Below are 26,579 nucleotides of genomic sequence, written 5' to 3' on the forward strand. Positions count from 1 at the left end.
TTCGCTGGCTCAAACAATGGAGAAACTCCGGCCGTGTTATCACCTTGTCATATTCAAAGCAGCCTTTTCGCCTGCAGATTTTTACGCCATCACGTTGTGGATTTTCTCAGTTCGTGTTCTTGATTTGTTCTCAAACTGTGTTAGCTTCAAAACATGAGCCGAGCATCCTCTCATGCCCTCAAGCACCCGCCGGTAACGGCGCCCTCCGATAACCCGGCGGGTGCACCTTCACCTGTTCCTGCCCCTTTTCCCGAGCTTGCGGTCGCGATCGAGCGCGAGCGGCGGCGCGGCCGCGGCGCGCAGTCCAACGCCAGTGGCCGCTACGAGGCCGAGGCGCGGGTTGCCTTCGACGACGGCTGGCAGAGCCTCGAAGACCTGCCGCCGTTTTCGACCAGCGTGGCGCTCGACACCTCGCGCAAGGTGATCACCCGCAACGATTCGCCCGATATCGGTTTCGACCGCTCGATCAATCCCTATCGCGGCTGTGAGCATGGCTGCGTCTATTGCTTCGCGCGGCCGACCCACGCCTATCTCGGTCTGTCGCCGGGGCTCGACTTCGAATCGAAACTGTTCGCCAAGCCGGACGCGCCCGCGCTGCTCGAGAAGGAGCTGGCGGCGCCCGATTACGAGGCGCGGATGATCGCGATCGGTACCAACACCGATCCCTATCAGCCGATCGAGCGCGAACGGAAGATCATGCGCGGCATCCTCGAGGTCCTCGAGCGCGCTGGCCATCCGGTCGGCATCGTGACCAAGTCGGCACTGGTGACCCGCGACATCGACATCCTGGCGCGGATGGCCAAGCGCAATCTCGCCAAGGTCGCGCTCTCGGTGACGACGCTCGACCCGAAACTCGCCCGCACCATGGAGCCGCGCGCCTCGACCCCGTCGAAACGGCTCGAGGCGATCAAGCGGCTGGCTGATGCCGGCATCCCGACCACGGTGATGGTCGCGCCCGTGATCCCGGCGCTGAACGATTCCGAAATCGAGCGCATCCTCGATGCCGCAGCCCATGCCGGCGCCAGGGAGGCGAGCTACGTGCTGCTGCGGCTGCCGCTCGAGGTCCGCGATCTGTTCCGCGAATGGCTGATGGCGAACTATCCCGATCGCTACCGCCATGTCTTCACGCTGATCCGCGACATGCGCGGCGGCCGCGACTACGATTCACAATGGGGCACACGGATGAAGGGCACCGGCCCGATGGCCTGGATGATCGGTCGCCGCTTCGAGATCGCCTGCGAAAAGCTCGGCCTCAACAAGCGCCGCACCAAGCTGACCACCGATCACTTCGCCAAGCCGAAGCGCAGCGGGGAGCAGCTGAGCTTGTTTTGATACCACAGGCGTCATTGCGAGGAGTGAAGCGACGAAGCAATCCACGCTTCGGTATATGCGGTACGATGGATTGCTTCGCTTCGCTCGCAATGACGGGAAAGGTAAATATGAGTAACGCCCCGACAGCACGCTTCACCGTCCTCACGCTCGGCGTCAGGGACATGCGCGCCAGCATTGCCTTTTATGAGTCCCTCGGCTTCGCCAGGAAGATGCGCGCGACCGGCGAGGAGGTTGCCTTCTTCGACACCGGCGGCAGCGTGCTCGGGCTGTTCCCGTGGCATCTGCTCGCTGACGACGCCGGATTGCCCGACCAGCCGCGGCCTTCAGCATTCCACGGTGTGTCGATCGCCTGGAACTGCAACGATGACGCAGAGGTCGATCGCGTGATGGCGTTCGCGCTGTCGAGAGGCGCCAAACTGCTCAAGCCCGCGCAGCCGACCAGCTATGGCGGCTATTGCGGCTATTTCGGCGATCCCGACGGCCACGCCTGGGAAGTGGTGCGCGCGCCGGGTTTTGAGGTTCTCGAGAGCGGGCGGGTGTCGATCCCGGATTAGAGCCAGCCCGATTGAATAACGGGGAAGGGCGCCGGGTTCCCGGTTGCGCCGCGGGCCTTGCTTGACCACCATCCCCGGATGATTCGGGACAAGTCCAAAAGCGCGGCAAAGAGCGCGTCGAAGAAGGCGACGGCCAAATCCGCCAAGCCGAGCAAGCGCGTGATAGCCGTGACGCGGCCGAGTTTTCGGCGCGAGCGCGCACTGATCAAGCGCGGCATCTGGCCGGTCGCCGGCTGCGACGAGGCCGGGCGCGGGCCGCTCGCCGGTCCGGTGGTCGCCGCCGCGGTGGTGCTCGACCCCAACCGCGTTCCCAAGGGGCTCGATGATTCCAAGCGGCTGACCGCCGAGCGGCGCGAGGAGTTGTTCGAGGAGATCTGCGCCACCGCAGCGTTCTCGGTCGCGGTGGCTTCGCCGGCACGAATCGACCGCGACAATATCCTGCGCGCCTCGCTGTGGGCGCTGGCGCGCGCCGTCCATGCGCTGCCGGAAATGCCGAAGCACGTCTTCGTCGACGGCCGCGACAAGCTCGCCACGCCCTGCGACTGCGACGCGGTGATCGGCGGCGACGGCATCGTGGCTTCGATCGCGGCGGCCTCGATCATCGCCAAGGTGACGCGCGACCGCCTGATGTGCGCGCTGGCGCTGGATTGCCCCGGCTACGGTTTCGAGCAGCACAAGGGCTATGGCGTCCCCGAGCACCTCGAGGCGCTCGACCGGCTCGGCCCCAGCACCCATCACCGCAGCTTCTTCGCCCCCGTCGTCGCCGCGCGGCTGAAGCATTTCCCGGTGCCGGCCGAGCCCGATCTGTTCGCGGTGGACGCCGAAACCGAAGCCGCGGCATCCGCGGCCGCGTAGCGCGCATCGTCTCCAACCCACCCAAAGCTGTCGTCGCCCGGCTTGACCGGGCGATCCAGTATTCCAGAGACAGCCGTGCCTAACTCCACGGCCGCGGCGTACTGGATGCCCCGCTTTCGCGGGGCATGACATCTGTGTTTGACTTTGCACCGTGGACTCATCGGCCCCGGTTGCCTCTCCAGCCGCCGCCCGTTATCAACTCCTCAGGGATCAGATGGCGCCGCTGACGAGGTGGCTGGGGCATTTCGGGCGTTTCATGCAGTTTACCTCCCTGGTTGTCGAACTGATCCGCGCCCGGCCGCGCCTCGTCGTGTGGGTCGTGGTGCTGGTGCAGGCCGCGATCTGGCTGTTGCTGCCGCTGATCTTCTACGGCAGCCCACCCGGCAATCTCGCCACCGTCCTTGCCTTCGGCCGCGAATATCAGGTCGGCACCGACATGGGGCCGCCGCTGTCGTTCTGGCTCGCCGACATCGCCTTCCGCGCCGCCGGCAATCACGTGTTCGGCGTCTATCTGCTGGCGCAGGTCTGCGAGATCGCCACCTTCATCGCCTTCTACCAGCTGGCGCGCGCCATCGTCGGCGGGCCGCAGGGCGTGCTGGCGGTGCTGTTGTCGATGACGGTCGTGGTGTTTTCCTCGCCAAGCGTCGAGTTCGGCCCGCTGATCCTGGCGCGTCCGCTGTGGGCGCTGTTGCTGCTGCATTCCTGGCAATTGATCGGGCAGAACCGGCGCGCCGCCTGGTTCGCCTGGTCGATCGATTGCGGCCTCTTGCTGCTGACGACACCGGCGGCGCTCGGCATGATCCTGCTCGTGGTCGGCTTTGCGGTCGCAACCGAGCGTGGGCGGCGCACGCTGCGCGCGGTCGATCCGCTCTATGCGCTGCTTGTCATCATCGTGCTGGCGCTGCCCTATCTGATCTGGCTGCTCCGCGCCGACGTGCTGGCGCTGCCGGCCTTGCCCGCGCTTTCCGATCTCAAGGCGCGCGCGCTGCGCTGGGGCGTCGTGCTCGGCGGGCTGATCGTGGCGACCGCTGCGATCGTGCTGCTGGCGGTCCTCAATTCGCGCTGGTTCGCCCGCGACCGTGAGGATGCTCCGATCATCTACCGTCCGCCGGTCAGTCCGCTGGCGCAGCACTTCGTCTATTTCTTCGCGTTCGCGCCGGCGATCGTGAGCAGCTTCGTCGCCGGGCTGTTCGATCTGGATCGCGCCTTCGGCGGCGCCGGCGTGGCGCTCCTGATGTCGGGGCTCGCGGTCGTCGTCGCGACCGGCGACCTGATCCATCTCAGGCGGCAGCGGCTGTTGCGCTCGGTGTGGGCCTTCGCTGTCGCTGCGCCCGCCGCGGTCGCAGTGGCGGCGGCGCTGTTCCTGCCCTGGACCAGCACCACCGAGGTGCCGACCTCGCTGCCGGCCGCCGCGATGGGCCGTTTCTTCGACGACAGCTATGAACGCCGCACCAACCAGCGCCTGCGCGCCGTGGCCGGCGATCCAGAACTCGCCAGCCTGATTGCGATGAACGGGCGCCGTCCACATCTCTTGCTCGACGCCGCGCCGCAACGGACGCCGTGGCTGTCGGTCGCAAAATTCAACGAGACCGGTGGCGTCGTGGTCTGGCGCGCGCAGGACACCGCCGGCACGCCGCCGCCCGAGCTCGCGCAGCGCTTCCCAGGCTTGGTGCCGGAAGTGCCGCGCTCGTTCGACCGGCTGGTCAACGGCCGGCAGCCGGTGCTGCGGATCGGCTGGGCGATCGTGCGGCCGAAGGGATCGTAAGGAACACGTCATTCCGGGGTGATGCGAAGCATCGAACCTCAGATGCGCAATTGCTAATGATGGGTTTCGCTGCGCTCTACCGATCCTACGGAGCAAGCACCTTCGCGATCGCGCGCAAATCCTGCCACGACAATCTCTTGTACGACGGCGAGCGCAACAGATAGGCCGGATGGAAGGTGGCGACGGCGCGGATCGTGCGCGTGCCGGTGTCGTAGTCGATCCATTTGCCGCGCGTGCGCATGATGCCCTCGCGCGTGCCGAGCAGCGCCTGCGTCGAGGGATTGCCGAGCGTCACCAGCACGTCGGGATTCACCAGCTCGATATGGCGCTGGATGAAGGGCAGGCACACCTGCGTCTCCTGCGGCGTCGGCGTGCGGTTGCCCGGCGGCCGCCACGGGATGACGTTGGCGATATAGGCCTTGCTGCGATCGAGCCCGATCGCCGCGATCATGCGGTCGAGCAGCTTGCCGGAGCGGCCGACGAACGGCAGTCCCTCGATGTCCTCGTCGCGGCCCGGCGCCTCGCCGACGAACATCACGCGCGCCTGCGGATTGCCGTCGGCGAACACCAGTCGGGTCGCGGTGTGCTTCAGCGCGCAGCCGTCGAATGTCTCCATCAGTCCACGCAGCGCCTCGAGCGTCGGCGCGGTGCGTGCGGCCTCGCGCGCGGAGGCGATCGCAGCGTCCGGCGCGATGGTGATTTCGCTGCGCGGAACGGCCGGCATCGGCGGCGGGCGCAGCGGATTGAGGGCAACTGGACGCGGCGCGGCGGCGGCGGGAACTGGCTCGGGCTCGTCCAGCCGGTTGATCGGCTCGTCGCCAAGCGCGCAATCGACCCCGGCCTCGAGGTAAAAGGCCAGCAATTGCTGCAGTGTAGGGGTGGGCTCGGGCGTCAGGGCCATGATCGGCGCAATCTAGAGCATGGCGGAGAAAAGTGGAGGCTCGATTTCGGAAAAGATTATTCTCTTGAGGTATCCGGGCCGTGCAAAGCCATGGGAGCGCAATTCCATGGTTGTCCTTCCGCCAAAAATCGGAAACAACGACTTTTGAAAAGCTTAGAAGCGTTCTCAATGGGCTGAGATCAAGATCATGAGTGCTGAAGACCTTCCCCCGCGCGAGTCTATGGCATTCGATGTCGTCATCGTCGGCGCCGGCCCGTCGGGCCTGTCGGCCGCGATCCGGCTGAAGCAGCTCAATCCCGAGCTCTCGATCGTCGTGGTGGAGAAGGGCTCCGAGGTCGGCGCGCACATCCTGTCGGGTGCGGTGATCGATCCGGTGTCGCTCGACAAACTGATCCCGGACTGGCGCGACGACGCGGACTGTCCGCTGAAGACTCAGGTCAAGGAAGACCGCTTCTACTGGACGACGTCGCAGGGCTGGTTCCGCATCCCGAACTTCATCATGCCGCCGTTGATGCACAATCATCACAACTACATCGGCTCGCTCGGCAACGTCTGTCGCTGGCTGGCGCCGAAGGCGGAAGCGCTCGGCGTCGAGATCTATCCGGGCTTTGCCGCCGCTGAAGTGCTCTATGACGACAAGGGCGCGGTGCGCGGCATCGCGACCGGTGACATGGGCATCGCCAAGGACGGCAGCCACAAGGATTCCTACACCCGCGGCATGGAGCTGCTCGGCAAGTACACGCTGTTCGCCGAAGGCGCGCGCGGCTCGCTCACCAAGCAGTTGATCGCGAAGTACAAGCTCGACGCCAACTCCGAGCCGCCGAAATTCGGCATCGGGCTGAAGGAGGTCTGGCAGATCGATCCGGCGAAGCACCGCAAGGGACGGGTCCAGCATACGCTGGGATGGCCGTTGAACGACAAGACCGGCGGCGGCTCATTCCTCTATCACTACGACGACAACCGCGTCGCGGTCGGCTTCGTCGTGCATCTGAACTACACCGACCCGTATCTGTCGCCGTTCGACGAATTCCAGCGCATGAAGACGCACCCGGATATTCGCGAACTGTTCGAAGGCGGCAAGCGGCTCGCCTATGGCGCGCGCGCCATCACCGAGGGCGGCTACCAGTCGGTGCCGCGGCTCTCCTTCCCGGGCGGCGCGCTGATCGGCTGCGCGGCCGGCTTCGTCAACGTCCCGCGCATCAAGGGCGTCCACAATGCGATGGGCTCCGGCATGCTCGCCGCCGAGCACGTCGCGGCGGCGCTCGGTGCCGGCCGCGCCAATGACGAGCTCGTCGAGTACGAGAATGCCTGGCGTTCGTCCGCGATCGGCAAGGACCTGTTCAAGGTCCGTAATGCCAAGCCGTTGCTGTCGAAGTTCGGTAACCTGCTCGGAATGGCGCTCTCCGGCTTCGACATGTGGTGCAACACGCTCGGCTTCTCGCTGTTCGGCACCCAGTCGCACGCCAAGCCGGACCGCAAGACGCTCGATCCGTCCAAGCAGCACCAGCCGATCGCCTATCCGAAGCCGGACGGCAAGATCTCGTTCGACAAGCTGTCGTCGGTGTTCCTGTCCAACACCAACCATGAGGAGGACCAGCCGGTCCATCTCAAGGTCGCCGACATGAACCTGCAGAAGACGTCGGAGCACGACGTGTTCGCCGGCCCCTCCAACCGCTATTGCCCGGCCGGCGTCTATGAATGGGTCGAGGAGGGCGCCACCACGCGCTTCCAGATCAACGCCCAGAACTGCGTCCACTGCAAAACCTGCGACGTGAAGGACCCCAACGGCAATATCACCTGGGTTCCTCCGGAGGGCGGCGGCGGTCCGAACTACGAGGCGATGTAAGGCCCGGAGGCGATTGAAGGGTAAGGCTGACGCGGCCGACCACATTTGCGTGAGGCGGCCGCCAACCTGCCGCAGCCTCCGCTTGGGCTTTCCTCGTTTGGAGCGGCAGGATTGCGCGCCGGATGCAGCTGGAGACGCGGAACAAGGGGCCGCGGCGGCAGTATCCGGCGCATTTTGCTTCCGCACGCGAATATGCCGGGGCCCGGTCACGATACCGCCATAGTGGGAGGGTCTTGCGGTGGGCTGGCTGGATCGGCGGGCCTAACGGCCTAATCTGCCAATCGATTCGGCATGGGTTACCTTTGGGCGATCCTTGCGGATAAACGCCAAAAGCGGCATTGTCGCTCGCCGTGATGCCGCCGCTTGGGTTCGCATTTTGAGACTGATCGCAAGACCTTGTCGCGAAGATCTTGGCCGTAAATCCTTCGTGGCCTTAAACCCCTGGAGCAAGGCGACCGTGATGCTGTCCACCCGTTTCAACCGCCTGACGATTGCCGTTCTTGCTGCCGCGGCGCTTGCCGTGCCTGCGCAGCTTGCGGCGCAGACGCCCGACCATCCGACCGACAATGCCGCGCAATTCCCGTCCAAGACCGACCTGAAGTCGCTGACCACCGCCGGCAGCTATCTGGCCGCCCGCCACGCCAGTGTCGAGCGCGATGCGGCCTCGGCTGCGGCATTCTACCGCTCGGCGCTGCGCACCGATCCGAAGAATTCCGAGCTGCTCGACCGCGCCTTCATCTCCTCGCTCGCCGACGGCGACATCGATGAGGCGGTGAAGCTCGCCGACCGCATCCTGACCCAGGACAAAGCCAACCGCGTCGCCCGCCTCGTCGTCGGCGTGCGCGACCTCAAGCTGAAGAAATACGCCGCCGCGCAGTCCAACATCAACCAGTCGGTGCGCGGCCCGATCACCGATCTGGTGGCGACGCTGCTGTCGGCCTGGGCGGCCTATGGCGCCGGCGACAGCAAGGGCGCGGTCGCCTCGATCGACAAGCTGACCGGCCCCGAATGGTATCCGATCTTCAAGGACCTGCACGCCGGCATGATCTACGAGCTGTCCGGCAAGGAGAAGGATGCCGGGGCCCGCTTCGAGAAGGTGTTCAAGCTCGACGATTCGATGCTGCGTACGGTCGACGAATATGCGCGCTGGACCTCGCGCAACAAGGATGCCGCTGCCGCGACCGCGATGTACGAGGCGTTCGACAAGAAGCTGCCGCGTCATCCGCTGGTGCTGGAAGGCATCAAGGAAACCAAGGCTGGCAAGAAGCTGCCGCCGCTGATCGATTCACCGCAGGCCGGCGCCGCCGAGGCGCTGTACGGCATCGGCGCGACGCTGACCCGCCGCGGCGGCGAGGATCTCGCGCTGGTCTATCTGCAGCTCGCGCTCTATTTGCAGCCGAACCATCCGCTGGCGCTGCTGTCGCTTGCCGATCTCTATGAATCGGTGAAGAAGCCGCAGATGGCGATCAAGGTCTATGAGCGGATGCCGGCGTCCTCGCCGCTGAAGCGCAACGCGCAGATCCAGCTCGCGACCAATCTCGACGCCGCCGACCGCAGCGACGAGGCGATCAAGATCCTCAAGGAAGTCACCACGGATCAGCCGAAGGACATCGAGGCGATCCTCGCGCTCGGCAACATCGAGCGCGGCCGCAAGAAGTTCGCCGACTGCGCCACCACCTATTCGCAGGCAATCGACGCACTGCCGGCCGCCGGCGGCGACAAGAACGCCTGGGTCACCTACTACTACCGCGGCATCTGCGAGGAGCGCTCCAAGCAGTGGAACAAGGCCGAGGCCGACATGCGCAAGGCGCTCGAGCTGCAGCCCGAGCAGCCGCATGTGCTGAACTATCTCGGCTATTCCTGGATCGACCAGGGCATCAACCTCGACGAAGGCATGAAGATGATCAAGCGTGCCGTCGATCAGCGTCCTGATGACGGCTACATCGTCGATTCCCTCGGCTGGGCCTATTATCGGATCGGCAATTACGACGAGGCGGTGAAGAACCTCGAGCGCGCGATCGATCTGAAGCCGGAAGATCCGACCATCAACGACCACCTCGGCGACGCCTACTGGCGCGTTGGCCGCACGCTGGAAGCCAGGTTCCAGTGGGCGCATGCCCGCGACCTCAAGCCCGAGCCGGAAGAGCTGCCGAAGATCCAGGCCAAGATCGACAACGGCCTGCCGGACGACACCTCGAACGCTGCCTCCGCCGACAAGAAGAAGGACGACGACGGCAAGGGCGGTTGATCTGGCGCAATTCGCCAGCGTTGCATTGCCGGTTGAGACGTCATGCCCGGGCTTTGTCCCGGGCATCCGCGTTTCTGGCTCCCGTCATTCCGGGGCGATGCGGAGCATCGAACCCGGAATCTCGAGATTCCGGGCTCGCCCTTCGGGCGCCCCGGAATGACGGAAGCAGACAAGGCCATGACGGTTTGCCCGCGCCCAGCGCATGCCAAGGGCGGAATTTCCGTGCAAACAAAGGGATAGGATCGTGAGGCGATTTACGCTAATCGCAGCACATGTTTGTTTTTAGAGGTTTATCGCCGTGCCGGCGCTGATTGAAGAAGGGCGTGCCAAGGTCAACCTGACGCTGAAGGTTGTCGGGCGGCGCGTCGATGGGTTTCACGACCTGGAGAGCGTCGTCGCGTTTGCCGATTGCGCCGATCGTCTCACGCTCGAGCCGGGCCCCGAGCTGTCGCTGTCGATGCTGGGGCCGCTGGCCGATGCCTGCGGCGATACATCGGACAATCTGGTGCTCAAGGCCGCGCGGCTGCTCGGTGAGCGCGTCGCAGACCTCGAGGTCGGCCATTTCACGCTGGAGAAGGTGCTGCCCGTTGCGGCCGGCATCGGCGGCGGCTCGGCGGATGCTGCCGCAGCGCTGCGGCTTTTGGCGCGGCTCAACGAGCTCTCGCTCGACGACAGCAGGATCATGGAGGTCGCGCTGCAGACCGGCGCCGACGTGCCGGCGTGCGTCGCCTCGCGCGCCTGCGACATGACCGGCGTCGGCGAGGGCCTGCTGCCGCTCGACCTGCCGACACTGCCGTGCGTGCTGGTCAATCCGCGCGTGCCGGTTGCGACCAAGGATGTCTTCAATGCGCTCGGCCTGCGTCATGGCGAGCTCTTGATCGGCGCCGCCGATGTCGTGATGCAGGGGCCGTCCTGGCCGGACGCCGGCCGCGTGGTCGACGACTGGATCGCAGCGCTGTCGCGCGGCACCAACGACCTCGAAGCCCCCGCCGCGCGCATCGAGCCCGTCATCAGCGACGTCTTGTCCGCGCTACGTGAGACCAGCGGCGCTCGCCTGGTGCGCATGTCGGGCTCCGGCGCGACCTGCTTTGCCGTGTTCGGAACCGACACCGACGCCCAGGCCGCCGGCGAAAGGCTCCGCGCCGCGCATCCCGGCTGGTGGGTGCATGCGGGTGCGCTGAGCTAGAGTTTCTCTCCGCCGTCATTCCGGGGCGTGCGAAGCACGAGCCCGGAATCCATTGATCCACATCTTGTGCGGCCTGATGGATTCGGGGCTCGCGCCAAAAGGCGCGCCCCGCTGGGGCCGCAGCCCTCTTCAACAACACAACCCTGTGGTTATGGGTCCTGCGTCGCAGGGACGACGATTGTGGATGCAGGCCGTGCCACACAATCATCGTCGTCCTGGCGAAAGCCAGGACCCATTACCCCAGATGAGAATTGTTGTGCGATGCTGGGGCAACGATCCCATTCATCACCAAGCGCGGTGCTTATGGATCCCGGCTTTTGCCAGGACGACGAACAGAGAGAAGTGTGTACCTGGGCCCCATCACCGTCACCCTGAGGAGGCCGCGGAGCGGCCGTCTCGAAGGGTCGACGGCCACCAGCGGGGCCGTGCATCCTTCGAGACGCCGCTTCGCGGCTCCTCCAGCGACAAAGGCAAAGCCTTTGCGCGGGGATGACGGGCTTGATCATGTCGGCAGCGACGCCGCCGCTACTGCGGCATCATCCCACCTCAACGCCGGGCAGCGTTGCGCCCCGGATTGCTTGGCAAGCCAAACCCCGTTTGCCATAACAGGATGAAACAACAACGTTGCGCGTGCGGGACCGTTCGAAAATCCGCCTGCAGCAAATGAGCCGGGAGGATGCCATGGCCAATATCCGCGTACTCGCCACCGATCTGGAATTTCCCGAGGGTCCCGTCGTCATGCCCGACGGTTCGGTCGTGCTGGTCGAAATCCGCGGCCAGCGGCTGACCCGGGTGTATCCCGACGGGCGCAAGGAGATCGTCGCCAAGGTGCCGGGCGGCCCGAACGGCGCGGCGCTCGGTCCCGACGGCAAGATGTACATCTGCAACAATGGCGGCTTCTCCTGGATCCCGACCAAGAACATGATCATGCCGGGTCCGCAGCCCGAGGATTATCTCGGCGGCTCGATCCAGCGCGTCGATCTGCAATCCGGCAAGATCGAGACCGTGGTGACGAAGTGCGGCGAGCATGAGCTGCGCGGCCCGAACGATCTGGTGTTCGACAGGCACGGCGGCCTGTGGTTCTCCGATCTGGGCAAGCGCCGTGCCCGCGAGATGGATGTCGGCGCATTCTATTATCTGAAGCCCGGCATGAACGAGATCGTCGAGGCCGTGCATGGCATCCTGCCGGCCAACGGCATCGGCCTGTCGCCGGACGAGAAGACCGTCTACATCGCGGAGACGCCGACCGCACGGCTGTGGGCCTATGAGGTGTCCGAGCCAGGCACCATCAAGCCGCGCGACGTGATCTATCGCGGTGAACGCGGCAAGCCGATCGCGGGCCTCGGCGGTTACCAGATGTTCGACTCGCTCGCCGTCGAAGCATCAGGCAATGTCTGCCTCGCGACGCTGATCTCGGGCTGCATCTCGGTGATCGCACCCGACGGCACATTGGTCGAGCAGGTTCCGACCGGCGACCGCGTCACCACCAACATCGCGTTCGGCGGCCCCGACCTGAAGACCGCCTACATCACGCTGTCCGGCAAGGGCGAGCTGATCGCGATGGACTGGTCGCGGCCGGGATTGCCGCTGAATTTTCTGAACAAATGATGCACTCGCCGTCATTGCGAGGAGCGAAGCGACGAAGCAATCCATCTCTCCACATGTGCGGATAGATGGATTGCTTCGCTTCGCTCGCAATGACGATTAGAATGAGACCCGCTTCTCCGTAGAGGATATTCGAATGCCTTGGCTTGAACCGGTCACCCTTCGCGGCGCGCATGCGCGGCTCGAACCACTTTCGCATGATCATCGCGACGGTCTCGTCGAAGCGGTGAAGGACGGCGGTCTGTCGAACCTCTGGTACACCGCCGTTCCGCAGCCGGAGAACATGGCCAAGGAGATCGACCGCAGGCTCGGCTTGCAGGCGGCCGGATCGATGCTGCCGTTCACGGTGTTCGACGCCGACGGCAAGATCTCGGGCATGACGACCTACATGAATGTCGACACGCCGAACCGCCGCGTCGAGATCGGCTCGACCTGGTACGCCAAGCGTGTGCAGCGCAGCGCGGTCAACACGCAGTGCAAACTGCTGCTGCTGCAACATGCCTTCGAGAAGCTCGATTGCATCGCGGTCGAGTTCCGCACGCATTTCTTCAATCACCAGAGCCGGCGCGGCATCGAGCGTCTGGGTGCCAAGCAGGACGGCATCCTGCGCAGCCATCAGATCGCGCCCAACGGTACGTTGCGCGACACCGTGGTTTACAGCATCATCGCCAGCGAATGGCCGACGGTGAAGGCGCATCTCAACTATCAACTCAACGAAAAGCCGCGCTGACACTTCGGTCGGCGCCAGAAACGAGACGATGGAAACGTTCGATTATGTAATCATCGGCGCAGGCTCCGCCGGGAGCGTGCTGACCAACCGGTTGAGTGAAGATGCGGGCACGCGGGTGTGCGTGCTCGAGGCAGGGCCGAGCGACTGGCATCCCTACATCCATCTGCCGGCCGGCTTCATCAAGACCTTCCACATGAAGAGCGTGAACTGGGCCTACCAGCAGGAGGTGGGTCCCTACACCGGCGGGCGCAGCATTTACGCGCCGCGCGGCAAGACGCTCGGCGGCTCGTCCTCGATCAACGGCCACATCTACAACCGCGGCCAGCGCCAGGATTTCGACACCTGGGCGCAGCTCGGCAATCGCGGCTGGGGCTATCCCGACGTGCTGCCGTACTTCCGGCGCATGGAGCGAAGGATCGGTGAGGGCGACGACACCTATCGCGGCCGCGACGGCAATCTCACCGTCACCACGATGGACTGGCAGGACCCGCTCTGCGAAGCCTTCATGGCGGGCGCGGTCAGCCTCGGGATTCCGCGCAATCCCGACTACAACGGCCAGATCCAGGAGGGCGTGTCGTACTGCCAGCGCACCATCCTGAACGGGCGCCGGGTCAGCGCGGCGACCGCGTTCCTGCATCCGGTGCGAAAGCGTCCGAATGTCGACGTACGCACGCATGCGCATGTCACAGGTATCATCTTCGAGGGCAAGCGCGCGGTCGGCGTGCGCTACAACCGCGGCGGCAAGCACGGTGATCCCTTGGAGATCCGCGCCACCAAGGAGGTCATCCTCTCCGGCGGCGCCTATAACTCGCCGCAGCTGTTGCAGCTCTCCGGCGTCGGTTCGCCCGAGCTGTTGCAGTCGCACGGCATCGAGGTGCGCCACGCGCTGCCGGGTGTCGGTGAAGGCCTGCAGGATCATTACGCGCCGCGTTCGGTGGCGCGGGTCAAGAACATCCGGACCATCAACGAAATGCGCCGCGGCTTCAGCCTGTGGGGCGAGGCGATCAAATGGGCGACGACGCGGCGCGGGCTGTTGTCGCTGTCGCCGACCATGGTCTACTGCTTCTGGCATTCCGGCGAGACCACCGAAAGCTCAGACCTGCAGCTCACCTTCACGCCGGCGAGCTACAAGGAAGGCGTGCAGGGCCAACTCGAGGACGAGCCCGGCATGACGGTGGCCTCATGGCAGCAGCGGCCGGAGAGCCGCGGCTATGTCCGCATCCGCTCCGCCGATCCGTTCGCGCCGCCGATCATCCAGACCAACTATCTTGCCGAGGAGATCGACCGCCGCGTCGTCGTCGCCGGCATGAAGCTGGCGCGCCGGCTGCTCGCCTCCGAGCCGCTCAAGCCGTATTTCGCCTATGAGGACTTTCCGGGTCCGAAGGTCACGAGCGACGAGGAGCTGCTCGCGGCCGCGACCCAGCGCGGCACCACCACCTTCCATCCCGGCTGCACCTGCCGGATGGGCCCGGCCGACGCGCCCTGGGCGGTGGTCGACGACCAGCTTCGGGTCCATGGCATGGACGGCCTGCGCGTGATCGACGCCTCGATCATGCCGCGGATGATCTCGGCCAATCTCAACGCCTCGACCTTGATGATCGCCGACAAGGCCTCCGACATGATCCGCGGCAAGCAGCCGGAGGTGGCTGCGAAGCTGCCGGAGTATGCGTGAGGGATTCCCGTCATTGCGAGCGAAGCGAAGCAATCCATATCTCCCGCGCAACGGATGGATGGATTGCTTCGTCGCTTACGCTCCTCGCAATGACGGCAGATGTGCGGAATGATGCCGATGAAATCAGCGCACATGATCCATCACCGTCATCCTGAGGTGCGAGCGGAGCGAGCCTCGAAGGATCGACGGCCACCAGCCGGGCCGTGCATCCTTCGAGGCCCGCTTCGCGGGCACCTCAGGATGACGGGATCCATACTTGGGTGACGGGAAAGAAGAAGAGACCTCAGCCGTAGACGAACGCCTTGTCCTTGAGGTCGATCGCCGGGAATTCGTCCTTCTCGGCCCAGTAGTCCTGGTTGTGCTGCCATTCCGGCTTGTCGCCGCGCTTCGGCAGCAGGTGCATGCCGCGCATCATGTAACCGGGGTTGAAGTTCTCCGGATCGATCCACGGCAGCAGCGGCATGTTGTGGTCTTCGGGGCGCAGCGCCGGCGTCACCTTGTTCGCGCCGGTGTCCTTCATGTGCTTGAGCATGCGGCAGACGAAGTCGCCGACCAGATCGACGCGCAAGGTCCAGCTGGCGCGGAAATAGCCGAACACCCAGACGAGGTTCGGCACGCCGGTGAACATCATGCCGCGATAGGTCACGGTGTCCTTGAACTCGAGCGGCTTGCCGTCGATTGCGAAGTCGATGCCGCCATTGGCGGAGAGGTGGAAGCCGGTCGCGGTGATGATGATGTCGGCCTCGAGCTCCTTGCCGGACTTGAGCAGGATGCCCTTCTCGGTGAAGCGCTCGATCTCGTCGGTGACGACGGAGGCCTTGCCGTCCTTGATGGCGTGGAACAGGTCGGCATCCGGAATGAAGGCGATGCGCTGCCGCCACGGCCGGTAGCGCGGCGTGAAGTGGGTGGCGATGTCGTAGTCCTTGCCGAGGACGGCCTCGACCGCCGCCAGCAGGTCCTTCTTGGCGCCCTCGGGCTCGGCGAAGGTCCGCCTGGTGAAGGCGTCCTGCTCGAACAGGATCTTGCGGCGGGTGATCTCGTGGATCCAGTGCTCGTCGACCTGCAGCCTGCGCAGCTCCTCGGCGATCTCGATCGCGTTGCGGCCGGTGCGGAAATAGGTCGGCGAACGCTGCAGCATGGTGACATGGCCGGCGTCATTGGCCATCGCCGGGATCAGGGTCGCAGCCGTGGCGCCGGAGCCGATCACGACCACGCGCTTGCCCTTGTAGTCGAGGTCGTCGGGCCAGGTCTGCGGATGCACGACCGTGCCCTTGAACTTCGCCATGTCGGTCCATTCGGGGGTGTAGCCCGCGTCGTGGCGGTAGTAGCCCTGGCACATCCAGAAGAAGTTGGTGGTGAAGCGCAGCTGCTCACCGGTGTCGACACGGACAGCGTCGATGGTCCAGAGATTGGTCTCGTTCGACCAGTTCGCCGCGGTGATGGTGTGCCGATAGCGGATGTGGCGGGCGAGATCGTTCTCGTCGATCACCTCGCCCATGTATTTCAAGATCTCGGCCGCGCTCGCGATCGGAGCGCTGGTCCACGGCTTGAAGCGATAGCCGAAGGTGTGCAGGTCGCTGTCGGAGCGGATGCCGGGATAGCGATGCGTCGACCAGGTGCCGCCGAAAGTCTTCTGCGTCTCCAGCACCACGAAGCTGGTGCCCGGGCATTGCGTGGTCAGGTGGTAGGCAGCGCCGACGCCGGAGATGCCGGCGCCTGCGATCAGGACGTCGAAATGCTCTGTCGTGACGGGCTCGGCGGCGCGGATTTGGGTCTGGACGTTCATCTTCCCTGGTCTTCTTTTTGGTTGGAGCGGCTCAGCAAAACGCCGGAGCGAATGCCCCGGCGTTTGCGTGAACTAGACTTCGCGGCGGCTGAGGAACGCCAGCCGCTCGAACAGATGCACGTCCTGCTCGTTCTTGAGCAGCGCGCCGTGCAGCGGCGGGATCAGCTTGCGCGGGTCGCGCTCCCTGAGCATCTCGGGCGTGATGTCCTCGTTCAGCAGCAGCTTGAGCCAGTCGAGCAGCTCCGAGGTCGAGGGCTTCTTCTTCAGGCCCGGCACCTCGCGGACCTCGAAGAAGATCCGCAGCGCCTCTTCCACCAGCCGCTTCTTGATGCCCGGGAAGTGCACGTCGACGATCTTGTTCATGGTGTCGACGTCGGGGAACTTGATGTAGTGGAAGAAGCAGCGGCGCAGGAAGGCGTCCGGCAGTTCCTTCTCGTTGTTCGACGTGATCATCACGATCGGGCGCAGCTTTGCCTTGATGGTCTCGCCGGTCTCGTAGACATGGAACTCCATGCGGTCGAGCTCGAGCAGCAGGTCGTTGGGGAATTCGATGTCGGCCTTGTCGATCTCGTCGATCAGGAGCACCGGGCGCTTCTCGTGGGTGAAGGCCTCCCACAGCTTGCCGCGCTTGATGTAGTTCTTGATGTCGGACACGCGGGCGTCGCCGAGCTGGCTGTCGCGCAGTCGCGACACCGCGTCGTATTCGTAGAGGCCCTGCTGCGCCTTGGTGGTCGACTTGATGTGCCAGGTCAAAAGCGGCGCATCGATCGCCTTGGCGACTTCCTCGGCCAGCACGGTCTTGCCGGTGCCGGGCTCGCCCTTCACCAGCAGCGGGCGCTCGAGCACGATGGCGGCATTGACGGCGACCTTGAGGTCATCGGTGGCGACGTAGTCCTTGGTACCCGTGAATTTCATCTATCTGTTTGCCTTGTTTCGTTCGTTGGCCGCATGGGTCTCACCTTGGGCCTCAACATGAAACGACCGCTCTCGCAGCGGCCGTTGGAGATGCAAATTGTTCGATCACGCTCGCCTGATCATCGATACGATCACCAGCACGATGCAAGCGCCGATCGTCGCGTTGACGATGTCGCGGATCGCGCTGCCGCCGAGGCCGACGCCGAGGCGCGGCAGCAGCCAGCTCGCCACCAGCGCGCCGATGATGCCGACGACCATGTTGCCGATCAGCCCGAAGCCCGCGCCGCGCACGATCAGCCCAGCGAGCCAGCCGGCAATCGCGCCGATCACCAGTGCTGCAATGATGCCCATTCAAACGTCCTGCCCAATGTCTTGTCAGGCGCAATTGTAATTGAAAAAGCCCGGCGGTCTAGGGTGGATTCCGCAGCGCAGCGGTACCCTGAACGGCACCGGGCGCATAGTATGTCAGGCGTACTGTTTCCGTCCTGCGGAATGATTGTCACCCGCGAGCGACGAGGCGAGCACCGTGCGGTCGCGTCCCGAGCGTTTCGCCTCGTAGAGCGCAAGGTCGGCCTGGCCAAGCAATTCGCTCTCGTTGGCGGTCGCAGCCGATCGGCTGGCGATCCCGAGGCTGATCGAGACCACGCCGCGCCGCGCGGGCGGATTGGCGATCGCCAGCGATCGCACCGTGAGACGCATCGCTTCGGCGACCTTCAGCGCGTCCTGCTCGCCGATCCCGGGCAGGATGATCGCGAACTCCTCACCGCCGTATCGCGCCGCGAGCGCCGTGGTGTTGATGGTGGCGTCCGCGATCACGCGGGCCACGCGCTTCAGGCATTCGTCGCCGGCCTGATGGCCCTGCGTGTCGTTGAAACCCTTGAAGTGATCGATATCGAGCATGATGAGGGAGATCTGCTCGCGGTCGCGGAACTCGCACGGCAGCGCGCTGTCGAAGCTGCGGCGGTTGGCGAGGGCGGTCAGGCCGTCGGTGGTCGCAAGCTCCGACAGGCGCATGTTCAGCGCGTTGAGTTCATCCTCCATCTTGCGGCGTTCGGTCACGTCGCGCAGTACGCCGACGACCTCGATGGCCTGATGGTCTTCTGCAAGCCCGGCGAGCTTGAAGTTGATCTCGACCCAGATCTCGGTCCCGTCGGCGCGGAAGGTCTTGAAGTCCACGGTCTTGGTGGTCGTCCAGTTGGTCAATTCCGATGTCGCCCTGGCGACGCCGGCGAGGTGATCGGGATGCACGAACTCGAAGCAGGATTTGCCGATCAGATCGTCCGGCTTGCGGCCGAGGATGGTCTCGACCGACTGCGACACGAACAGGAAGCGGCCGTCGCGGTCCAAGAGGATCACGACGTCGGCGATGTTGTCGGCAAGCAGCCGGTAGCGCGCCTCGCGTTCCCTGAGCATCCGCGCGACCCTGGTCCGCTTGGCGAACTCCTTGCCGAGCAGGATGGCGAACAGGATGACGCTCCCCATCAGGATCACGGCGACAAACAGGTCGTTGCGCAGATCCTCATGCCAGGCGGCGAGCACCTGGGCTTCCGGCAACGCGACGGTGATCACGATCGGATATTGCGACGCGCGTTCGAAGCCGAGATATTTGACGCGTCCGTCGAACGGCGATGTGGTCTTGGTGTAGCCGGTGCGGTCCTGCTCGATCTGTGCCTTGAAAGCCGCAGACACCTCCTTGTTCCACTTGCCCGCCGGCCAATGTGCCAGAACGATGCCGTCGAGACGGAGCAGGGTAATTCCGGCGTGCGGACCGAATTCGAAGGCCCGGTAGAAATTGTCGAAGTAGCTGCTTTCGATGGTCGCGAACAGCACGCCGCCGAAACTGCCGTCTTCCCTGGTGACGCGCCGCGACAGCACGATGGTCGGATGCCCGGTCAGCCGCGACTGCAACGGCTCGCTGATATGCAGCGTCGCATCCGGCGAGTCGCGATGGGCAATGAAATAGCTGCGGTCGGCATTGTTGTGGGCCGGCAGTTCCGCGGCCGACGAGTAGATCCGGTTGCCGTCGGGATCGATCACGCCGATTTCCCGGATCTGCGGCAGCGCGTCCGCGGTCTTGCGCAAGGCCGCGTTGAAGCGGTCGACGCGCGGCTTCTGGTATTTCAGCAGGTCGACCATGGCATTCATGGAGACATCGATCGCCTGGACCGAATGCGAGGCGTGTTCCGCCAGCGAATGGGTGAGGTTGCGGATGTCGCGTTCGCCCTGGGCGAGCGCCATGGTGCGCGCCTCGACCGCCTTCCAGATCAACAGACCCAGCACGAATATGCTCATCGCCGTCACCACGGCGGCGACGATCGCCGTCGGCGAGAACAGTTTCGGCAGCTTGGCAGGGCTGTTGGGCAAGTCGATCGGGTCCACGGGCGGCGCGCTACCTCCAGTGATCAACGCCCCATCTTAACGTCACGTTTCGCCCCCGGGAGCGGAAGCTGGCCGGGGTGGTTAAGTGAAAGTGAATGGCTGATCCGCAGCCGCAACCGGGGCAGGGGCCCTTGACGGCACCGGCAGGGCGGGCGATTTAAGTAAACATGTTCCTGCAGTTCTTCACATCGCTGCGCGACGCCCAGGTCCCCGTGACGCTACGGGAATATCTGACCTTGATGGAAGCGCTTGACGCCGATCTCGCCGAACAGACCGTCGAGAACTTCTACTATTTGTCGCGCGCCGCCCTGGTGAAGGACGAGCGCAATCTCGACAAGTTCGACCGGGTGTTCGGCACCGTGTTCAAGGGGCTCGAGAGCCTGCTCGACGCCATGGGCAAGGCAGAGATCCCTGAGGAGTGGCTGAAGAAGCTCGCGGAGAAGTATCTCACCGAGGAAGAGAAGAAGCAGATCGAGGCCATGGGCTGGGACAAGCTCATGGAGACCTTGAAGAAGCGGCTCGAGGAACAGAAGGGCCGTCACCAGGGCGGCAGCAAGTGGATCGGCACCGCCGGCACCTCGCCGTTCGGCGCCCACGGCTATAATCCCGAGGGCGTGCGGATCGGCCAGGAGAAGAACCGCAACAACCGCGCCGTGAAGGTGTGGGACAAGCGCGAGTTCAAGGATCTCGACGGCAATGTCGAGCTCGGCATCCGCAACATCAAGGTCGCGCTGCGGCGGCTGCGCAAGTTCGCGCGCACCGGCGCGCCCGATGAGCTCGACCTCGACACCACGATCAAGGAGACCGCCAACCACGGCTATCTCGACGTGCACATGCGCCCCGAGCGGCGCAACGCGGTCAAGGTGCTGGTGTTTTTCGATATCGGCGGCTCGATGGACTCGCATATCGAGCAGGTCGAGGAACTGTTCTCGGCCGCCAAGAGCGAATTCAAGCACATGGAATATTTCTACTTCCACAACTGCCTCTATGAAGGCGTCTGGAAGCAGAACAAGCGGCGCTTCACCGATCGCACGCCGACCTGGGACGTGCTGCACAAGTATCCGCACGACTACAAGGTGGTGTTCGTCGGCGACGCCTCGATGTCGCCTTACGAGATCATGGTGCCCGGCGGCTCGGTCGAGCATGTCAACGAAGAGGCCGGCTCGGTCTGGCTCGACCGCATCACCCGCACCTATCCGCACGCGGTGTGGCTCAATCCGGTGGCGCAGAAGCACTGGGACTATTCGGAATCGACCACCATCATCCGCCGCCTGTTCTCCGAGCGCATGTATCCGATCACGATCGAGGGTCTGGAGCACGCGATGCGGGAGCTGGTGCGGTAACCAAATTTCGTCATTCCGGGGCGATGCGAAGCGTCGAACCCGGAATCTCGAGATTCCGGATCAGCCGCTTCGCGTCTGTCCGGAATGACGGTGGCAAAAGATAAAGACAAAGGGAGAGCCCCATGCCCCAGAACATCCACCGCGGCATCAAGGTGATGATCGACGAGGCCAATGCCGAGATCGAGACCATCAGCGCGGCCGATGCGATCACGCTGATCGGCAAGAACGACGTCGTGATCGTCGACATCCGCGACCCGCGCGAGATTGAGCGCGACGGCAAGATCCCCGGCGCGTTCTCCTGCACGCGCGGCATGCTGGAGTTCTGGATCGATCCGAACAGCCCCTATGCCAAGCCGATCTTCCAGGAAGACAAGAAGTTCATCTTCCACTGCGCCGGCGGCCTGCGCTCGGCGCTCGCCGCCAAGACCGCGAAGGACATGGGCCTGAAGCCGGTCGCTCATATGGGCGGCGGCTTCGCTGCGTGGCGCGAGGCCGGCGGTCCGATCGAGGCGTGGGAGCCGAAGAAGAAGGGCTGAGCAAGATGTCACACGCGGGCTTGCCGCCTTCGCTAAGAAGTTTCGGCGGCCACTTCACCGAGAGCCCGGCGAAGCCTTTTTGCGTAGCCGGGACCCGCGTGTCCATCGTTTCGAAGCAAGATGGATTGCCGGATCAAGTCCGGCAATGACGATGGAGAGACAGGCAAGATGACCACCACCGACGATCCGCTCGTTTCGACCGAATGGCTGGCTGCGCATCTCGGCGACGCCAACGTCAAGGTGCTCGACGCGACCTTCAAGCTGCCCGGCGTGCTGCCGCTGCCGAAGGACGACTATCTCGCCGCGCATCTGCCCGGTGCGGTGTTCTTCGACGTCGACGCGGTGTCCGATCATTCCAGTCCGCTGCCACACATGTTTCCGAGCGCCGAGCAGTTCGGCCGAGACATCGGTGGGCTCGGCGTCAGCAATGCCGACACCGTCGTGATCTATGATTCCGGCGGCTGGGTTGCCGCGCCGCGCGCCTGGTGGATGTTCCTTTCCTACGGCCATCGCAATGTGCGCATTCTCAACGGCGGTCTGAAGAAATGGCGCGCCGAGGGCAGGGCGGTCGAGAGCGGCGAGGTGAAGGCGAAGCCCGCGACCTTCAAGGCGAGCTACGATCCGAAGCGCGTGCGCAGTATCGAGCAGATGATCGCCAATGTCGAAAGCCATTCCGAGCAGGTGATCGATGCGCGCGCCGCCGAACGCTTCGAGGGCCGCGCGCCGGAGCCGCGGCCGGGCATTCGTGCGGGCCACATCCCGGGCGCCCGCAACGTGCCCTACAATCAACTGTTCGATGCCGCGACCGGCGAGATGAAGCCGCTCGACGATCTGCGCAAGTCGTTCAGCAGCGCCGGCGTCAAGCTCGATGCGCCGATCGTGACAAGCTGCGGCTCCGGCGTCTCGGCCGGCGTGCTGACGCTCGCGCTCTACCGGCTCGGTGTCACCGACACCGCGCTCTATGACGGCTCATGGTCGGAATGGGGACAGGCGAGCGGCCCGCCGATCGCGACGGGGCCGGCTTAAGCTGCGGGATCAACGCCGCGTGAGCGGCACCAGGGTCGGGTTGCCGAACGGATCGAGTTGCTGCTGAACGGCCTGCCGCACCGGTGCCGCGCGGACAATCCGCCGGCGCTCCTTGCGATGCGCCGGCTTGCTGGTCGCGTTGCGCTCCGGCTTCTTTGCTTCCGTGGCCTTCGGCGCGGCCGGCGCTTCGACGACAACTTCGGGTCCGCCCAGCGTTGCGATCCTGGTCGCGGCTGCGATGGCCTCGGGTGACGGCGGTGCTGGGTCTGGCGCAGCCATCGCTGGTGCCGGGGTCGCGAGCGCAGGTTCGCTGGGTGTGGCAGGCGAGTCGGCCACGGCGGCGACCTTGGCCTCGGCTGGCGCCGGTGCCGCTTCCGTGGAAACCGGCGCGGGCTGCGATGCAGGCGACGGATCTGCGGCCGGAGGCTGCGGAGCAACTTCGGCCGACTGCGCTGGTGCAGGAGTTTCGACCGTCTGGGCTTCCAGCTTCGGCGGAGCAGGCGGTGCGTCATCCGCCGTCACCGCGGCGAGCTTCGCCGGCTCGGCTGGAGGAGGGGCTTCGGCAGGAGCAGCCGGCTCGGAGGCGGCAACTGGCTCCGAGGATGTCGAGGGGACCGGGCTGTCGGCCGCCGCCTTGTCTGCGGCTGATGGCTCGATCCGCACCATGGCGAGCACCGGCGGCGTTTCGGGCTGCTGCGCAAACTGCGGTTCGGGCGGGGCCCGGCGGGCGGGAATGCTGGCGAATTCCTCATGCGCCGCGCGAAACAGCGCGGCTGCCCCTAACCCGAACACCAGAAGCGACGTCGCCAGCACGATCGCGGCGAACAGGAATCGAAGGCCGGGGAGCATGGGCGCGGGTTCCCCCTTCTGCGGGAGGGTCTTTGATGTCGAGGGAACGCGGTGACCACACAAGAGAGCCGGCGTCGCGAACGCGAATCAGGCGGATTCGAAGATATCGCAACCCCCGGAGACTGTTTGTTACAAAATGCGGGTGATTGATGACTTTGGGCAGGTGGACAATCATTCCCGACCCATGAGACATCTTTGCCGCAGCGTTGACGGCAAATCACAAATGCCCGAAATGGCCCGGGTTTCGCGGATTTGTCTTGAATGCGCCGCTATCTTCCTGCATTGGGCCGTTAACAGTCCGGTGTGGCTTGGGGACTATAACAGAGCAATGATGATCAACCGCATTCTGACGATTTGCGCTGCCGCGGCTCTCGGCGTGGCGGGAACCTCGCTTGCGCGTGCGCAGCAGGGGTATCCGGTTCCCCAGGGCCCGGCCTATTCGGCTGCGCCGCAGCCCTACTCGCAGGGCAACATGCCGGATTTCGACTCGCTCGACGATGAAGATGCGCCGCGCAATTCGGCCGCGCTGCCGCCGCCCGGCCCGGTGATGTCGCCGGATGACCCGCGCTATGGCCGCCCGACGAATGCACCGGTCTATTCCGATCGTGGTGCGCCGGCCGGTCCCGTGATGTCGCCGGACGATCCGCGCTACGGCCGTCCGATGAATTCCCAGCCGGTCTACTCCGAGCGCGGTGCGCCGACCGGTCCGGTGATGTCGCCCGATGATCCGCGCTATGGCCGGCCGATGGGGCCGCCGCCGGTGATCTACGGCGATCGTCCGGGCGCGCAGCAAGCCAATCGCGACAATGGCGTTCCGGCCGCCGGCGTGTCCTATGGCGACGACCGCGGCGGCATGCGTCCGCCCGAAGGCGTGACCGGAGCGGTGCCGCAGCAGCAGGCACCCGTCGATACCAATGGCAAGCCGCTGCAGATCGCGTCGCTGCCGGCGGACGAGCAGCCGGAAGACGGCCCGGCGCAACTGGCCCCGAATCTGCGGCGCCAGGAAGTAGCGTTCGCGACCAAGGAGCCGGCCGGCACGATCGTTGTCGATACGCCGAATACCTACCTCTATTACATCCTGGGCAATGGCCGGGCGATCCGTTATGGCGTCCGCGTCGGCCGCGACGGCTTCACCTGGACCGGGGTGCAGAAGATCACCCGCAAGGCCGAGTGGCCGGATTGGCATCCGCCGACGGAGATGATTGAACGCCAGCCCTATCTGCCGCGCTTCATGGCCGGCGGACCCGGCAACCCGCTCGGCGCCCGCGCGATGTATCTCGGCTCGACCGTGTACCGTATTCACGGCACCAACCAGCCGTCGACCATCGGCAAGTTCGTCTCGTCGGGTTGCATCGGCATGCTGAACGAGGACGTCTCGGACCTGTTCGAACGCGCCAAGGTCGGCACCCGTGTGGTTGTGCTGCCCGGCGGCGCAGCCCCGGGCACGACGACGGCTTCCGCCGCGCCGCCGTCCAACCCGATGGCCCCCGCTCAGGCCGCGCCGCTGCCCGGCACGCAGCCGACCTCGGTCCAGCCGCTGCCCGCACCGGTCACGGTGCGCTAGGCCAACCGGCAAACTCATCATTGAAAAAGGCGCGCGAACAGCGCGCCTTTTTTGTTTGCCGATCGATGTCCGATCTCAGGCCAGCCGCCGCGGCGGCTCGCTGCCCTTGGTGAAGGCGTCGATGCACGCGACCATCTGCTGATAGTGCGCCTGCAGGCTCTCGCGCGTCGCATAGCCGAGGTGCGGCGTGATCACCACGTTGTCGAGCTTGCGAAGCGGGTGATCGAGCGGTAGCGGCTCGACCGAGAACACGTCGATGCCGGCGCCGGCGATCTTCTTGTCGCGCAGCGCCGCAAGCAGGGCGTCTTCGTCGACGATCGGCCCGCGCGCGGTGTTGACGAGATAGGCAGACGGCTTCATGCGGGCGAGATCGGCAGCGCCGACCAGTCCGCGTGAGCGCGGGCTCAGCACGACATGGATGGTGATGATGTCTGATGTCGCGAACAGCTCGTCCTTGCTGGCGTAGCCGACGCCGGCCTCCTTGCATTTCTCCGGCGTCAGGTTGGGGCTCCAGGCGATCACGTTCATGCCGAACGCCTTGGCCATGCCGGCGACCTTGCTGCCGAGCTTGCCGAGGCCGATGACACCGAGCGTCTTGCCCTCGATCTCGGTGCCGGCAAAGCTCTGCCACGCCTCGCCGGCGTGCATCCGCGCATTCTCGCGGCCGATGCCACGGGTCAATTCCAGGATCAGGCCCATGGTCAGGGGCGCGGTGGGATCGCGGCTATATTGGGTGCCGCACAGCACCACGTCGCGCTGCTTGGCGGCCTCGATGTCGATTGCGGCGTTGCGCATGCCCGAGGTGATCATGAGCTTCAGCTTCGGCAATGCGTCGAACAGGCTGCGCGGGAACGGCGTGCGCTCGCGCATCGCGCAGATAATCTCGAAGTCCTTCAGCTTGGCCGCTGCCTCCGCCTCGCTCGCGAAGGGCTGGTCGAACACGGTGACCTCGACGCGATCCGTGATCGCCGGCCAGTCGGCCAGCGAAAGCGCGATGTCGAAATAGTCGTCGAGGATTGCACAGCGGAGCCGCGTCATCGGAAAGGTCCATTCAGGGTGAGGCGACAGCGGAAAATCAACCGTCGGGGAGCCCCGGATGGTCGCGCGCAATCGGCAGGCGCGCAAGCGGCCGCAGGTTCAAAATGCGGCGATTGTCACGCGGCTCAGGATGGCTTGCGCGTCTTCGCGGTGCGGATATCGACGAGCATCGAGCGGACCGCCGGCGACAGCGCCATCTGCTTGGCACGGCAGGCCGGACCCGGGCCGCGCATATAGTGCAGTTCCGGCCGGTAGGGATGGAAAGCCTTGGCAACGAAAGCCCGCCAGAAGGCGCTGAATTCGGCGAACAGCGTCGCCTCGCGTTTGGTCGTGGAGCGCGAAAGAGGTGCTGAAATGATGGTAGCCATGACGTGGCCTCAACTGTTTGGTCGCGGTTCTGCCGCGAAAATCGCCGTTTTTCGGCGTTGGAGACGAGTTTTGGCCTGATT

22 protein-coding genes are annotated in these 26,579 nt (G+C 65.0%); 14 read left to right on the plus strand and 8 right to left on the minus strand.

All coding sequences use genetic code 11. From position 1 onward, the window contains the following. The first annotated feature begins 153 nt into the window (after positions 1 to 153). The 4 genes from ACVIGA_RS31610 (at position 154) to ACVIGA_RS31625 (ending at position 4,506) form a co-directional block, all read left to right on the plus strand. Complete coding sequence (locus tag ACVIGA_RS31610) at positions 154 to 1,332, plus strand: PA0069 family radical SAM protein (protein WP_456669071.1); 1,179 nt, start codon at positions 154 to 156, stop codon at positions 1,330 to 1,332. A gap of 107 nt (positions 1,333 to 1,439) precedes the next feature. Next, positions 1,440 to 1,886 (plus strand): VOC family protein, encoded by a 447-nt coding sequence (locus tag ACVIGA_RS31615; protein ID WP_456669072.1) that lies wholly within the window; start codon positions 1,440 to 1,442, stop codon positions 1,884 to 1,886. Positions 1,887 to 1,964: 78 nt separating this feature from the next. Beyond that, entirely contained in the window at positions 1,965 to 2,741 is a 777-nt protein-coding gene (locus ACVIGA_RS31620) for a ribonuclease HII (protein WP_456669073.1), read from the plus strand. Between the two features lie 256 nt (positions 2,742 to 2,997). Continuing rightward, complete coding sequence (locus ACVIGA_RS31625) at positions 2,998 to 4,506, plus strand: glycosyltransferase family 39 protein (protein ID WP_456669074.1); 1,509 nt, start codon at positions 2,998 to 3,000, stop codon at positions 4,504 to 4,506. Between the two features lie 85 nt (positions 4,507 to 4,591). On the opposite strand, the gene ACVIGA_RS31630 is transcribed toward ACVIGA_RS31625, so the two are convergent. Then, positions 4,592 to 5,401: a uracil-DNA glycosylase gene (locus ACVIGA_RS31630; RefSeq protein ID WP_456670931.1), complete on the minus strand. Its 810-nt coding sequence runs from the start codon at positions 5,399 to 5,401 to the stop codon at positions 4,592 to 4,594. A 193-nt stretch (positions 5,402 to 5,594) separates the two neighbouring features. On the opposite strand from ACVIGA_RS31630, the gene ACVIGA_RS31635 reads away from it, so the two are divergent. The 6 genes from ACVIGA_RS31635 to ACVIGA_RS31660 all read left to right on the plus strand — a co-directional run bounded on the left by ACVIGA_RS31635 (position 5,595) and on the right by ACVIGA_RS31660 (position 14,694). Then, positions 5,595 to 7,253, plus strand: coding sequence for an electron transfer flavoprotein-ubiquinone oxidoreductase (locus ACVIGA_RS31635; RefSeq protein ID WP_456669075.1), 1,659 nt, complete (start codon positions 5,595 to 5,597; stop codon positions 7,251 to 7,253). A 460-nt stretch (positions 7,254 to 7,713) separates the two neighbouring features. Then, positions 7,714 to 9,501, plus strand: coding sequence for a tetratricopeptide repeat protein (locus tag ACVIGA_RS31640; protein WP_456669076.1), 1,788 nt, complete (start codon positions 7,714 to 7,716; stop codon positions 9,499 to 9,501). A 298-nt stretch (positions 9,502 to 9,799) separates the two neighbouring features. Next, positions 9,800 to 10,687: a 4-(cytidine 5'-diphospho)-2-C-methyl-D-erythritol kinase gene (locus tag ACVIGA_RS31645; protein WP_456669077.1), complete on the plus strand. Its 888-nt coding sequence runs from the start codon at positions 9,800 to 9,802 to the stop codon at positions 10,685 to 10,687. Positions 10,688 to 11,368: 681 nt separating this feature from the next. After that, complete coding sequence (locus ACVIGA_RS31650; RefSeq protein ID WP_456669078.1) at positions 11,369 to 12,295, plus strand: SMP-30/gluconolactonase/LRE family protein; 927 nt, start codon at positions 11,369 to 11,371, stop codon at positions 12,293 to 12,295. Between the two features lie 133 nt (positions 12,296 to 12,428). Further along, entirely contained in the window at positions 12,429 to 13,022 is a 594-nt protein-coding gene (locus ACVIGA_RS31655; protein WP_223969356.1) for a GNAT family N-acetyltransferase, read from the plus strand. Positions 13,023 to 13,050: 28 nt separating this feature from the next. Next, a complete protein-coding gene (locus ACVIGA_RS31660; RefSeq protein ID WP_456669079.1) occupies positions 13,051 to 14,694 on the plus strand; it encodes a GMC family oxidoreductase in 1,644 nt (547 codons plus the stop codon). Between the two features lie 283 nt (positions 14,695 to 14,977). Here the strand turns inward: ACVIGA_RS31660 and ACVIGA_RS31665 are convergent, their stop codons facing one another. The 4 genes from ACVIGA_RS31665 to ACVIGA_RS31680 form a co-directional block, all read right to left on the minus strand. Further along, complete coding sequence (locus tag ACVIGA_RS31665) at positions 14,978 to 16,480, minus strand: flavin-containing monooxygenase (RefSeq protein ID WP_456669080.1); 1,503 nt, start codon at positions 16,478 to 16,480, stop codon at positions 14,978 to 14,980. 72 nt (positions 16,481 to 16,552) lie between these two features. After that, positions 16,553 to 17,395, minus strand: coding sequence for an AAA family ATPase (locus ACVIGA_RS31670; RefSeq protein WP_223969350.1), 843 nt, complete (start codon positions 17,393 to 17,395; stop codon positions 16,553 to 16,555). A 105-nt stretch (positions 17,396 to 17,500) separates the two neighbouring features. Next, positions 17,501 to 17,746: a GlsB/YeaQ/YmgE family stress response membrane protein gene (locus ACVIGA_RS31675; protein ID WP_223969348.1), complete on the minus strand. Its 246-nt coding sequence runs from the start codon at positions 17,744 to 17,746 to the stop codon at positions 17,501 to 17,503. A 114-nt stretch (positions 17,747 to 17,860) separates the two neighbouring features. Next, a complete protein-coding gene (locus ACVIGA_RS31680; RefSeq protein ID WP_456669081.1) occupies positions 17,861 to 19,774 on the minus strand; it encodes a diguanylate cyclase in 1,914 nt (637 codons plus the stop codon). Between the two features lie 167 nt (positions 19,775 to 19,941). On the opposite strand from ACVIGA_RS31680, the gene ACVIGA_RS31685 reads away from it, so the two are divergent. The 3 genes from ACVIGA_RS31685 to sseA all read left to right on the plus strand — a co-directional run bounded on the left by ACVIGA_RS31685 (position 19,942) and on the right by sseA (position 22,679). Further along, positions 19,942 to 21,117: a vWA domain-containing protein gene (locus tag ACVIGA_RS31685; protein ID WP_166216842.1), complete on the plus strand. Its 1,176-nt coding sequence runs from the start codon at positions 19,942 to 19,944 to the stop codon at positions 21,115 to 21,117. Positions 21,118 to 21,239: 122 nt separating this feature from the next. Next, positions 21,240 to 21,653: a rhodanese-like domain-containing protein gene (locus tag ACVIGA_RS31690; RefSeq protein ID WP_016847778.1), complete on the plus strand. Its 414-nt coding sequence runs from the start codon at positions 21,240 to 21,242 to the stop codon at positions 21,651 to 21,653. Positions 21,654 to 21,821: 168 nt separating this feature from the next. Further along, positions 21,822 to 22,679 carry a 3-mercaptopyruvate sulfurtransferase gene (sseA, locus tag ACVIGA_RS31695; protein WP_456669082.1) on the plus strand — a complete coding sequence of 286 codons (858 nt, stop codon included), beginning with the start codon at positions 21,822 to 21,824 and terminating at the stop codon, positions 22,677 to 22,679. Between the two features lie 9 nt (positions 22,680 to 22,688). On the opposite strand, the gene ACVIGA_RS31700 is transcribed toward sseA, so the two are convergent. Beyond that, on the minus strand, positions 22,689 to 23,528 hold the full coding sequence (locus ACVIGA_RS31700; RefSeq protein WP_456669083.1) for a hypothetical protein: 840 nt from the start codon (positions 23,526 to 23,528) through the stop codon (positions 22,689 to 22,691). Positions 23,529 to 23,856: 328 nt separating this feature from the next. On the opposite strand from ACVIGA_RS31700, the gene ACVIGA_RS31705 reads away from it, so the two are divergent. Then, complete coding sequence (locus ACVIGA_RS31705) at positions 23,857 to 25,092, plus strand: L,D-transpeptidase family protein (protein WP_456669084.1); 1,236 nt, start codon at positions 23,857 to 23,859, stop codon at positions 25,090 to 25,092. A 75-nt stretch (positions 25,093 to 25,167) separates the two neighbouring features. Here the strand turns inward: ACVIGA_RS31705 and ACVIGA_RS31710 are convergent, their stop codons facing one another. Both ACVIGA_RS31710 and ACVIGA_RS31715 read right to left on the minus strand, forming a co-directional pair. Continuing rightward, on the minus strand, positions 25,168 to 26,130 hold the full coding sequence (locus tag ACVIGA_RS31710; RefSeq protein WP_456669085.1) for a D-2-hydroxyacid dehydrogenase family protein: 963 nt from the start codon (positions 26,128 to 26,130) through the stop codon (positions 25,168 to 25,170). 125 nt (positions 26,131 to 26,255) lie between these two features. After that, complete coding sequence (locus ACVIGA_RS31715) at positions 26,256 to 26,498, minus strand: hypothetical protein (RefSeq protein WP_223969337.1); 243 nt, start codon at positions 26,496 to 26,498, stop codon at positions 26,256 to 26,258. Between the last annotated feature and the right edge of the window lie 81 nt (positions 26,499 to 26,579).

It is taken from the genome of Bradyrhizobium sp. USDA 3240 (assembly GCF_054063295.1).

What these genes read in the sequence shown, in the direction of transcription:
- ACVIGA_RS31610 (WP_456669071.1), top strand. Translation starts at nt 154, where the DNA reads ATGAGCCGAGCATCCTCTCATGCCCTCAAGCACCCGCCGGTAACGGCG.
- ACVIGA_RS31615 (WP_456669072.1), top strand. Translation starts at nt 1,440, where the DNA reads ATGAGTAACGCCCCGACAGCACGCTTCACCGTCCTCACGCTCGGCGTC.
- ACVIGA_RS31620 (WP_456669073.1), top strand. Translation starts at nt 1,965, where the DNA reads ATGATTCGGGACAAGTCCAAAAGCGCGGCAAAGAGCGCGTCGAAGAAG.
- ACVIGA_RS31625 (WP_456669074.1), top strand. Translation starts at nt 2,998, where the DNA reads ATGCAGTTTACCTCCCTGGTTGTCGAACTGATCCGCGCCCGGCCGCGC.
- ACVIGA_RS31635 (WP_456669075.1), top strand. Translation starts at nt 5,595, where the DNA reads ATGAGTGCTGAAGACCTTCCCCCGCGCGAGTCTATGGCATTCGATGTC.
- ACVIGA_RS31640 (WP_456669076.1), top strand. Translation starts at nt 7,714, where the DNA reads ATGCTGTCCACCCGTTTCAACCGCCTGACGATTGCCGTTCTTGCTGCC.
- ACVIGA_RS31650 (WP_456669078.1), top strand. Translation starts at nt 11,369, where the DNA reads ATGGCCAATATCCGCGTACTCGCCACCGATCTGGAATTTCCCGAGGGT.
- ACVIGA_RS31655 (WP_223969356.1), top strand. Translation starts at nt 12,429, where the DNA reads ATGCCTTGGCTTGAACCGGTCACCCTTCGCGGCGCGCATGCGCGGCTC.
- ACVIGA_RS31660 (WP_456669079.1), top strand. Translation starts at nt 13,051, where the DNA reads ATGGAAACGTTCGATTATGTAATCATCGGCGCAGGCTCCGCCGGGAGC.
- ACVIGA_RS31665 (WP_456669080.1), bottom strand. Translation starts at nt 16,480, where the DNA reads ATGAACGTCCAGACCCAAATCCGCGCCGCCGAGCCCGTCACGACAGAG.
- ACVIGA_RS31670 (WP_223969350.1), bottom strand. Translation starts at nt 17,395, where the DNA reads ATGAAATTCACGGGTACCAAGGACTACGTCGCCACCGATGACCTCAAG.
- ACVIGA_RS31675 (WP_223969348.1), bottom strand. Translation starts at nt 17,746, where the DNA reads ATGGGCATCATTGCAGCACTGGTGATCGGCGCGATTGCCGGCTGGCTC.
- ACVIGA_RS31685 (WP_166216842.1), top strand. Translation starts at nt 19,942, where the DNA reads ATGTTCCTGCAGTTCTTCACATCGCTGCGCGACGCCCAGGTCCCCGTG.
- ACVIGA_RS31690 (WP_016847778.1), top strand. Translation starts at nt 21,240, where the DNA reads ATGCCCCAGAACATCCACCGCGGCATCAAGGTGATGATCGACGAGGCC.
- sseA (WP_456669082.1), top strand. Translation starts at nt 21,822, where the DNA reads ATGACCACCACCGACGATCCGCTCGTTTCGACCGAATGGCTGGCTGCG.
- ACVIGA_RS31700 (WP_456669083.1), bottom strand. Translation starts at nt 23,528, where the DNA reads ATGCTCCCCGGCCTTCGATTCCTGTTCGCCGCGATCGTGCTGGCGACG.
- ACVIGA_RS31705 (WP_456669084.1), top strand. Translation starts at nt 23,857, where the DNA reads ATGATGATCAACCGCATTCTGACGATTTGCGCTGCCGCGGCTCTCGGC.
- ACVIGA_RS31710 (WP_456669085.1), bottom strand. Translation starts at nt 26,130, where the DNA reads ATGACGCGGCTCCGCTGTGCAATCCTCGACGACTATTTCGACATCGCG.
- ACVIGA_RS31715 (WP_223969337.1), bottom strand. Translation starts at nt 26,498, where the DNA reads ATGGCTACCATCATTTCAGCACCTCTTTCGCGCTCCACGACCAAACGC.